The 9,352-nt window shown below is 70.1% G+C and carries 9 protein-coding genes; 6 read left to right on the top strand and 3 right to left on the bottom strand.

Annotated elements, in window-relative coordinates:
* Nucleotides 1-176: 176 nt before the first annotated feature.
* Complete coding sequence (locus D455_RS0105165; protein ID WP_017569700.1) at nucleotides 177-395, bottom strand: hypothetical protein; 219 nt, start codon at nucleotides 393-395, stop codon at nucleotides 177-179.
* A gap of 2 nt (nucleotides 396-397) precedes the next feature.
* Complete coding sequence (locus D455_RS29265) at nucleotides 398-907, bottom strand: ATP-binding protein (RefSeq protein ID WP_017569699.1); 510 nt, start codon at nucleotides 905-907, stop codon at nucleotides 398-400.
* A gap of 279 nt (nucleotides 908-1,186) precedes the next feature.
* On the opposite strand from D455_RS29265, the gene D455_RS0105155 reads away from it, so the two are divergent.
* Together D455_RS0105155 and D455_RS0105150 are read left to right on the top strand one after the other, a co-directional pair.
* Nucleotides 1,187-2,101 carry a DUF5753 domain-containing protein gene (locus D455_RS0105155; protein WP_083922144.1) on the top strand — a complete coding sequence of 305 codons (915 nt, stop codon included), beginning with the start codon at nucleotides 1,187-1,189 and terminating at the stop codon, nucleotides 2,099-2,101.
* Entirely contained in the window at nucleotides 2,102-2,302 is a 201-nt protein-coding gene (locus D455_RS0105150) for a DUF397 domain-containing protein (RefSeq protein ID WP_017569697.1), read from the top strand.
* A gap of 157 nt (nucleotides 2,303-2,459) precedes the next feature.
* Here D455_RS0105150 and D455_RS0105145 read toward each other — a convergent pair whose 3' ends face one another.
* Nucleotides 2,460-3,152 (bottom strand): TetR/AcrR family transcriptional regulator, encoded by a 693-nt coding sequence (locus tag D455_RS0105145; RefSeq protein ID WP_017569696.1) that lies wholly within the window; start codon nucleotides 3,150-3,152, stop codon nucleotides 2,460-2,462.
* A 163-nt stretch (nucleotides 3,153-3,315) separates the two neighbouring features.
* Between D455_RS0105145 and D455_RS0105140 the strand changes: the two genes are divergently transcribed.
* The 4 genes from D455_RS0105140 to D455_RS0105125 all read left to right on the top strand — a co-directional run bounded on the left by D455_RS0105140 (nucleotide 3,316) and on the right by D455_RS0105125 (nucleotide 8,975).
* Nucleotides 3,316-4,068: an NAD(P)-dependent oxidoreductase gene (locus D455_RS0105140; RefSeq protein WP_017569695.1), complete on the top strand. Its 753-nt coding sequence runs from the start codon at nucleotides 3,316-3,318 to the stop codon at nucleotides 4,066-4,068.
* 453 nt (nucleotides 4,069-4,521) lie between these two features.
* The gene (locus tag D455_RS0105135; protein WP_026122339.1) at nucleotides 4,522-6,192 is read left to right on the top strand and encodes an RICIN domain-containing protein; all 1,671 of its coding nucleotides are present in this window, start codon (nucleotides 4,522-4,524) and stop codon (nucleotides 6,190-6,192) included.
* Nucleotides 6,193-6,652: 460 nt separating this feature from the next.
* Nucleotides 6,653-7,444 carry a PRC and DUF2382 domain-containing protein gene (locus D455_RS0105130; RefSeq protein WP_017569694.1) on the top strand — a complete coding sequence of 264 codons (792 nt, stop codon included), beginning with the start codon at nucleotides 6,653-6,655 and terminating at the stop codon, nucleotides 7,442-7,444.
* Between the two features lie 136 nt (nucleotides 7,445-7,580).
* On the top strand, nucleotides 7,581-8,975 hold the full coding sequence (locus tag D455_RS0105125) for a flavin monoamine oxidase family protein (protein WP_017569693.1): 1,395 nt from the start codon (nucleotides 7,581-7,583) through the stop codon (nucleotides 8,973-8,975).
* Nucleotides 8,976-9,352 lie beyond the last annotated feature (377 nt).

The raw sequence follows: 9,352 nt of genomic DNA, 5'->3' as shown, positions 1-9,352 counted from the left end.
GGCCCAGTATTGGCGGGTGTGCTGGCCGAACCAGGCCGTCCAGCCGTGGCGGCGCAGCGCCGTGAGCTGTGTCCTCGGTTCGAGCGTCGGGGTGGTGCCGGGAGCGGGTTCTGGCCAGGTGACCGGGCTCGACCACCGGGGGAAGACCTTCGGCCGCTGGGGCCTGTCCATGGTGATCACCTCGCGGTCCTCCGCTCCGGGGTCAGGGCGCGGCGCAGGTCGGCCACGCTGGTGGCGGTGACCAGGTCGGCCGGGCAGGGGCAGCAGCGGCGGGCCAGCGTGGCGACGAACACCGGCCGTCCCGCCTCGTCGTGGAACTCGCAGATGAGGTGGTCGGGGAAGTCGGTCCGCAGCCGCTGGACCTTCCGGCTGGGATAGAGGGCGTAGCCGGGCACGGTCACCACCCGCCCGGGTGCCGAAGCGCCGTGCGGGGCGCGGGAACCGTCGAGGGCTGGTGGAACGGCTGGGCCTGGTGCCCGTGGTGGGTCCGCGAGGCCTGCCGGGGGAGCTGGGCCTGCCGGGAGGGCTTGGGCGGCTGCTGTGAGTCCCATTCCATGGTGAAGAAGACCGCTGGGCCGCGCTGGGTGTTCTCGACGCCCCAGGTACTGGCCAGGGCATCGATGAGGAAGAGGCCGCGCCCGTGCTCGGATTCGGGATCGGCGGAAACGGCCTGGAGGGCGGGGGAACGGGTGTCGCCGCTACCGCGTACGGAGATGCGCAGGCACTGGGCGGAGACGAACACCGAGACGAGGAACGCCCCGCCGCGTGCTCCGGTGGGGGAGTGCGGCAGGGCGTTCGTGGCGAGTTCACTCAGGATCAGCAGGGCGTCCTGGGCGGAGGAGTCGGGTATCTGGGACAGCTTCATGCGGCGGGACAGCCAGTCGCGCGCGTCCTTGACGGAGGTCAACGCGTTGGGGAAGCGCCCAAGGTAGCGGCGCAGCTCGGGCCGCCGAGGGGCCGGGGCGTAGGGGCACTACGCTCGTACATAGGTCCTCACCTGTCCTTGCAGGTTGTGGGCTCAGGCCCTGGTCAGGTGTGTCCGCACCCGGCCAGGGCCGTTTTTGTGGGCACAGCAGCCGGAAACTTCGCCAAGGCCCCTGAGCTGTGCTCTTGGTCTCTATCATCAACACTACAGGCGGTAAGTGCAAGGGATCTTTAGTAGTTCGTCGCATTTTTAGTCCTCGCGATGAGGCTGGAGGCTGGCAAGATGGGCCGACGTACAACGGATGACGTCATGAGTGGAGTGACTATGAGGACGCGGCTCAGCCTGTCGGTGCGGGGGAAGCGCCTACTGCGCGAGCTACGGCGTCTTCGCGACGAGCGGCGCATGAGTCCTGAGGACGTGGCCGGGCAGCTCGGGTGGCACAAGACGAAGCTGTACCGCATCGAACGCGGCGAGAGTCGGCTGATCCTCGACGACCTGGACGAGCTGCTGGAGCTGTACGGCGTGTGTTCGCCCGAACGCGAGTCGCTCTTCCAGCTGGGCAAGGACGCCTGGAAGCGCGGCTGGTGGCTGGCCTACCGGGACCTGTACCAGGGCGAGAGCTTCTTCGTGATGGAGAACGATGCGGCCAAGATCAGCGTCTACGCGCCGAACCTGCTGCCTGGCCTGCTCCAGACGGAGGACTATGCGCGTGCTTCGATTCAAGCCATGCACGCGACTGGCGACGTTGGAGAGATGGCGCGGCAACTGTCCGTGCGAATAGAGCGTCAAGGGATTCTTGCTCGCAAGAGCCCGCCTGAGGTGCTTGCGGTACTTGATGAGGTTGTGCTTCGGCGGACTGTTCTGGACAAAGAAGTGCACAGAGACCAGCTCAACAGGCTGATTGAGCTCGACCAGAGCCCCAACATCACCATCCAGGTGGTCCCTTTCTCGAAGGGGGTGTATACGGGGCAATCAGGTCAGTTCACCATCTTTGAGTTCCCAGATCCTGAGGATGCTCCGGTCGCCTACCAGGAAGGGCTCTTCGGAGATGTGTATGTGGAGGATGCCAACGATGTAGCGCGGTATACCCTTGCAGCCGCGAGGTTCCGTGAGATGGCGCTAGATGCAGGTGCCTCCACTGAGTTCATCCGTGATCTGCTGAAGGAGACGGGATAGATGGCTGCCGACCCCACACAGGCGCTTTGGCGTACCAGTAGCTATAGCGGTACGGGCAAGGAGTGCGTCGAGGTGGCGGATGTGGAGTCCGGCGCGTACGTGCGCGATTCCAAGCAGCCCGAGCTGGGCCACCTGGCCTTCGCTTCAGCCGAGTGGCACACCTTCGTCACCTCGCTGAAGACGGTGGACGCCAACTCCTGACACCCCACAGCGTCGGGTCCCGGAAACCCGTCTACTTCCAGGGCCTGACGATTCCTCCCCCACCTCCCAGGGGGATCGTCGACCGCGCGGTGCCGCGGCGTGAACGACGTCAACGATGTCACGGGCCGAGCCCCGCGCCGTCGCGACGGCGGGAGGGTCACGATCCGGAGCGCCCACCCGGCCCGTCGAGGGTCCTCTCCAGGCCGTCGAGAATCAGGTCCAGACCGGTCTCGAACTCGTTGGCGTAGGCGTAGCCCGGGCGCAGGGCGTGGTCGGTGATCATCTCGGTCAGGTGGGGGTACCGGTCGGCCGGGAGCCGTTGGCGGATCGTGTCCGCCACGTCCTCCAGTTCCCCGGCCGTGTCGAACGGCAGGTTCGCCTCTTGGAGGACGAACCCGTAGACGTAGCTGTCCAGGGTCGAGAACGCCTGGGCCGCCGTCGCGATCGAGAACCCCGCCCCGCGCAGGCACCCGATCACCCAGTCGTGGTGGCGCAGCGTCGCTGGTCCAGGGTTGCGGCGCGAGTCCATCAGGCCCAGCGCCCAGGTGTGGCGCGAGAGCGCCGCGCGGGCGGAGAGCGCGCGCCGACGCATGGCGCTCCTCCAGTCGACCGCGTCGTCCGGCAGTTCGATCTCGGCGAAGACCAGATCGACGATCCCGTCGAGGATCTCGTCCTTGTTGGCCACGTGGTGGTACAGCGACATCGCCTCGATCCCGAGGTGCTCGGCCACCTTGCGCATGCTCACCGAGGCGACGCCGCGCTCGTCGGCCACGCGCGCGGCCCCTTCGAGGACACGGTCCCTGCTCAGGGACGAGCGGGACGCGCGCTGTCGTTCGGGGGTCGGTGTCACCTGTGTTCTCCGTGGGCTACGTGGACGCCTCGCCGCCTCTCCTTGACGGCCTTACAGGTGTAAGGATAGCCTCCAAGTACAGCCTTACAGGTGTAAGGGAGAAAGGTCGCGGGCGCGCCGGTGGCCCCGGGAACCCCCGTCGGCCGGGCGGAAGGGAACGGGAATGGAACAGGAGCGGGAGAGGGCGGGTGGCGGGGACCCGCTGAGGGTCTGCGTCGTCGGGGCCTCGGGCAAGCTCGGGCGGTACATGGTGCGGCATGCTCTGGACCGCGGTTACGAGGTCGTGGGCGTGTGCCGGGAGAAGAGCGTCGGGAAGCTGGCGGAGTTCGCGGACCGCATCACCGTCGTCCCGGGGCAGACGGACGACCGGGAGGTCGTCGGGCGCGCGGTCGCCGGGTGCGACGCGGTGCTCACGGTCCTGGTCCCGTGGGGTGTCCGCGGGTACTCGTCCGGAACGGCCCAGGCCGTTCTCGACCTGGCCCCCGAGGGGGCGCGGCTGGTCTTCTCCTGCGGCTGGCACATCACCCGCGACGGTGAGGACGTGTACTCGCGCCGGTTCCGCGCGACCGTCAGGGCCGTGACCGTGCTGGCGCGGCTGGCCCGCGTCATCGACGTCGACGACCAGGTGGAGGCGTGCCGCCGGGTGTTCGACAGCGGAACCCGGTGGACGGTCGTGCGCGGCAGCGACCTGGAGGAGGGCGAGAGCGAGGGGCTGCCGGTGTGGAGCCGGCACGTCGGTGATCCGGTCCTGGCCAGCAACCTCACACGGCGCACCGACTTCGCGCTGTTCATGGTGGAGGCGATCACCGACGACGCGTTGGTCCACGAGGCTCCGGCGATCGTCGGACGCCGCACCCCATCGGCACGCGCGCACGCCCGGACGTCGCGCCCCCACGGGTCCCAGGAGGCCCGCTGAACCCACGGGCTTCTGGCGCGACGCATACGCGCCCGGCCCATGCGGTGCCATGACGCCCCACGGCGCCGAGCCCCGGAGGCCCCACGGTCTCCGGGGTTTCGTGGTCCTCGGCGCGGCTCCGGTCCGCGGAACCCGGTCCGGGCGCTCTCGGCGGTCGCCGGTCCGGACAATCCCGGCAGGGCGAACGATTTTCCCACCCGAGGCCTCCTCCGTGGGGAGGCGCGGGCACGGACGTTCCCCGGCCGTCCGCGCGGCGTCCGCCCCTCTGGTGGTCGACTCACTGCGCCGACGCCAGGTCGGGAACCTCTCCGCGGCACCCGGTTCCTTTCTGACCGTAGTCGCACGGCTACCGTAAAAACGTTTTTCGTGTTAACTTCCCGTTGCATGGGAGCGCTCCCTAACCCTCACCCCTCCGGACACCGCCGTCCGGGGATTCGCACATGAGGAGCAACAGTGCCCATCAACCCCCCGAACCCCCGTGGCACGGCCCGGACCGCGCCACCACCCCCACGCACGTTCCTGCCGCGCCTGCGCCGGTTCCTGTACGCGACCCTGGCCGTCGTCCTCTGCACGGGCGGCCTCTCAGCGGCGGCGATGACCCCGGCACAGGCCGCGGACATCGACACCGGCGCCCACTACGTCCTGCGCAACCACCACAGCGGCCTGGTCGCCGACGTCGAGAGCGCCGGGACCGAGGACGGCGCCCGGATCATCCAGTGGGAACGCACCGACCGCCCCTGGCAGCAGTTCCGTTTCGTTCCCACCGGCGACGGCTACTACATGATCGTCAACCGCAACAGCGGCAAGGCCATCGACGTCTGGGAACACTCCACCGCCAACGGCGCCGAGATCCGCCAGTTCACCGCCCACGGCTCCCCCAACCAGCAGTGGCGCCCCGTCGACACGGGCGGCGGCGTCCAGCTGATCAACCGCAACAGCGGCAAGGCCCTGGAGATCTGGGAGTGGAGCACCACCCCGGGCGACCGCCTGTCCCAGTACGACTCGCTCGGCGGCGCCAACCAGGTCTGGGACCTGGTCCGCGTCGACGGCGACGACGGCGGAGGCGACGGCGACTGCGGCAGCGGTTCCCACCACGCCGAGGCGGTGCGGAGCGGCTCCACCTGGACCGCCCGCAACGGTGGGAACACCGTCTACACCGGCGGTGACATGCTCGCCGCCATGCGCGCGGCCGTCGACAGCCTCTCCCCGGGCCGCACCTCCCAGGAACGCGTGGTCGTGCGCGGCTCCGGGTCCATCCCGGGCAACGCCTCGCTGGACCTGCCCAGCCACACCTCCCTGGAGGTCTGCGGCACCATCGACGTGACCGGGTCGGCCACCGGGAACAACGCCGCCGTGCGCATCAGGCACGCCCGGGACGTCTCCGTTCCGCACCTGTCGGTCACCGGCTCCCCGTACTTCGGCGTCTACGTCCGGACCTCGCAGAACGTCCACTTCGGGCAGATCGACCTGCGCCTGTCCAGCGGTCTGGGCATGCGCATCGACAGCCGCGACAACGACGCGGTCCGCGAGGCCCGCGACATCAGCATCGACGACGTGTACGTGTCGGGCACCGACAACCACGGTGTGGAGACCTACGGGGTGGACGGCCTGACCATCGGCACCGTCACCGCGCGCGACACCGGCTACTCGGGCCTGCTGCTCAACGACACCGTCAACGCCACGGTCGGCCTGGTGGACGCCGAGGGCGCCGGAACCGGCACCGGTTACGCGGCCTTCCGCATGGCCAACCGCAACGGACGCCTCAACGGCGACCACCCGACCAACATCCGGGTCGGCGAGGTCCGCGCCCGCGGTGGCGGCCGGGGGATCTTCTGCGTCTCCGAGAGCGGCGGCGCGGTGATCGAGCGCGTCGACATCGCCGACACCGGCAACAACGCGGTCCTCATCGAGAACTGCCACAACGTCACCATCGGCGAGCAGGGCGGCACGATCGCGGGACCGGGCACCGTCCGGATCGCGGCCCGCTCGGAGTTCGCCAACACCTCCGACGTCACGTTCCAGAACCTGACGCTGGTCGACACGGCGCTCGTCGAGCGGCCGTGCTCGGTGAACCTGACCGTCCGCAACGTCACCTTCCAGAACAGCAGCGACCAGACCTGCTGACCCGGGATCCACCCACCAGCGACGTCGGGGCCCGGCCCCCTGGGGCCCCGGCGTCGCGCACCGTTCGGCGCCCGCGTGCCGCTTGGCCGCCGTCACCAGCGGAACGGAGGCCGCGATCGTGGCGGAGGCCGGGACCGGGGCCACGAGGAGGGCGGAGGCGGCGCGTATGGGACAGGTCCCCAGGGAAGACGGCAGGACACCCGTTTCACATCTTTCCGGAATCACTTGATCACCCGTGGTGGCCGTCCTGTGGTGCGGACGTCTCGTGCGGGTAGGGGAACGCAAGTCCGGCACCAATGACGGGGGCCCGGAGGAAAAACCCCGCCAATACTCGTTCACACCTGGTTAGTGGAGGGCCTGTGGTGCTGTTCTCCCAGTTCGTGGCGGGTAGGGGAGTGTGCGGACAGCGTTGGGGAGCTTCAGTGGCCCCGCGTCGACCGCACAACCATGGGGGGACATCGTGGCACGCGATCGCACACCCGCAGACCTGATCGGGCACAACGTCCTCGATCAGGAGGGTCACAACGTCGGCAGGATCAACCAGGTCTACCTGGACGACAACACGGACCAGCCGAGCTGGGTGTCCGTGCACACCGGCCTGTTCGGCAGGCACGAGACCCTCGTTCCGCTCCAGGGCTCCCAGCCGGTGGAGGAGGACATCCGGGTTCCCTACGACAAGAGCACGGTCAAGGACGCCCCGCACATCGACGCGGACCGGCACATCTCCCCCGAGGAGGAGCAGACCGTCCGCGAGTACTACGCCCAGCACGGTGGCGTCATGGGTCGGCAGGGCACCGAGGCCGAGGCCGGACCGGGGCCGATGGCCACCGGCCGGACCGACATGGGCGCGGGCGAGCGTGACGACGCGGCCATGACGCGCTCGGAGGAGCGCGTGGACATCGGTGTGGAGCGGCGTGAGAGCGGCCGGGCCCGGATGCGGAAGTACGTGGAGACCGAGCAGTTCGACGAGTCGGTGCCGCTGCACCACGACGAGCTCCAGGTCGAGCGGCGCCGGATCGACGACCCCTCCGCGGTGCCCGAGGCCAGGGAGATGGGCGAGGACGAGGAGTCCTTCACGCTCTACGAGGAGCGGCCCGTCGTCTCCAAGGAGCAGGTCCCCGTCGAGGAGGTCCACGTCCGCAAGCGCGACGTCACCCGTGAAGAGCACGTCCAGGGTGAGCGCCGCCGCGAGCGGATCGACATGGAGAACGACGAGGGGGAGCCGCCCATGGGTGGTGACCGCAACGCCTGACCCGGGCGCCTGACCCGCACGTCCGGTCCGGACTCCGGGCCGGACGTGGAGGGAGAGCGGGTGTCGTCCCCGGACATCGGTCCGGGGACGGCTTACAGTCGCTGCTGTCGGGCGCCGACACCGGAGGGGGAGGTACATGACTGACCCGGGGGACGTCAGCGAGGGGACCGAGGAGACCATCGGGGGAGAGGACGGGGAGGAGGCGCGCGTCTCCCCTCCGCGCGGGCGGGAGGCCGAATCCGGGCGCGGGCACACCATCGTGGTGGGCGCGGGGCTGGCCGGGCTGGCCGCCGCCGACCGGCTCGCCGAGGAGGGTGAGCGCGTCACCGTCGTGGAGGCCCGTGACCGCATGGGCGGACGCATCCACTCCGTGCGGGGGTGGGGCGACTCGGCCGCCACCCTGGACGTGGGCGCCTCCTGGATGCGCGGTGACGAGAACAACCCCCTGGCCCGGCTCGTCCGCGAGATCGGTGTCCGCACGGCCGTGTTCAACCGCTCGACCGAGACCGCCTACGACCCCAAGGGCAGGCGGCTGCTCTTCGACCGCCACCGCCGCAACATGGAGGACGTCAACCTCCTGCACGAGCACATGTACTGGGACACCGTCGGCGCCACTCCGCAGGAGTCGATGGAGGAGGGCATCAAACAGGCCCTCTACGACGCCAACCTGGTACGGGCACGGGCACGCGACGCCAACGAGATCGTGCACCGCCTCGTCGAGGCCGACCACGGCGCCGACGCCGACCAGGTCGCCTTCTCCGCCGTGGCGGCCCTGCACGAGTTCAGCGGCGACGACGTCGTCTTCCCCGACGGCATGGCGCAGGTCACCGACCACCTGGCACGGGGGCTGGACGTGCGCCTGGAACACGTGGTGCGGTCGGTGTCCCACGACGACGACGGCGCCGCCGTGCACGTGGACACTCCTCGGGGGGAGGAGGTCCTGGCGGCCGACCGGGTCCTGGTGACCCTGCCCCTGGGGGTGCTCAAGGCCGGACGGGTCGACTTCGATCCGCCGCTGCCCGATGACAAGCGCGACGCCGTGGAACGGCTGGGCAACGGCCGCCTGGAGAAGCTGTTCCTGCGCTTCGACGACGTGTTCTGGGGAGACGCCGAGGTCCTGGTCCACCTGGGCACCGAGGAGGGAACGTGGTTCCACTGGTACGCGGGCCAGCGGGTCCTGGGCGCGCCGATCCTGGTCTGCCGTAACGGTGGTAACGCGGCCCGGTTCCTGGAGGGCTGGGACGACGCCGACGTCGTGGGGCACGCGATGGCCTCGTTGCGCGGACTGTTCCGCAAGGCGCCGGACCCGGTGGACCACCTGCGCACGAACTGGGCGGACGACCCGTTCGCCCGGGGGAGCTTCTCCTACACGGCCGTCGGTTCGGGGGACGGCGACCGGGTGGCGTTGGCTTCGCCGCTCGGCGGGCGGGTGTTCTTCGGCGGGGAGGCCACCGAGATCGAGCACACCGCCACCGTGCACGGCGCCCTGCTCTCGGGCCTGCGGGAGGCCGACCGCATCCTCACGCTCTGAACCCTGTGGCCCGCCCGATCCAGTGGGCCGGGCACCCGGTTGGCCGGTGGGTCGGTTGCCTGGGCGGCCCGGTCACCTGGTTCGTTTTGGGTGCCCAGGTGCCCAGGTGCCCAGGTGCCCAGGTGCCCAGGTTCCTGGGTGGCCCAGGTGGTTCAGGCGCCCGGGCGCCTGGCTGTCCCGGGGGGTGAGTCCGTCGGGTGAGGCGTGGGGAACGCGCGCTGGGGTGCGGCCACCACACAGGGAACCCGTGCGGGCGGGCGCGTCCCGCCCCGTCTGAGCGGACAGTGGGCACGGGGCGGTTCCGTGCGGACGGGACTCGGGCCTTCGGGGATCAGCTTCTCATGCGGCGCTCCACGACCCTGACCCCCGCACGGCAG

The sequence above is a fragment of the Nocardiopsis halotolerans DSM 44410 genome, assembly GCF_000341065.1.
Lineage (GTDB): Bacteria > Actinomycetota > Actinomycetes > Streptosporangiales > Streptosporangiaceae > Nocardiopsis > Nocardiopsis halotolerans.
This window is presented reverse-complemented; position numbering and strand designations above follow the sequence as displayed.

Coding starts and splice junctions, on each gene's coding strand:
- D455_RS0105150 (WP_017569697.1), top strand. CDS start 2,102: ATGGCTGCCGACCCCACACAGGCGCTTTGGCGTACCAGTAGCTATAGC.
- D455_RS0105155 (WP_083922144.1), top strand. CDS start 1,187: ATGAGGCTGGAGGCTGGCAAGATGGGCCGACGTACAACGGATGACGTC.
- D455_RS0105125 (WP_017569693.1), top strand. CDS start 7,581: ATGACTGACCCGGGGGACGTCAGCGAGGGGACCGAGGAGACCATCGGG.
- D455_RS0105140 (WP_017569695.1), top strand. CDS start 3,316: ATGGAACAGGAGCGGGAGAGGGCGGGTGGCGGGGACCCGCTGAGGGTC.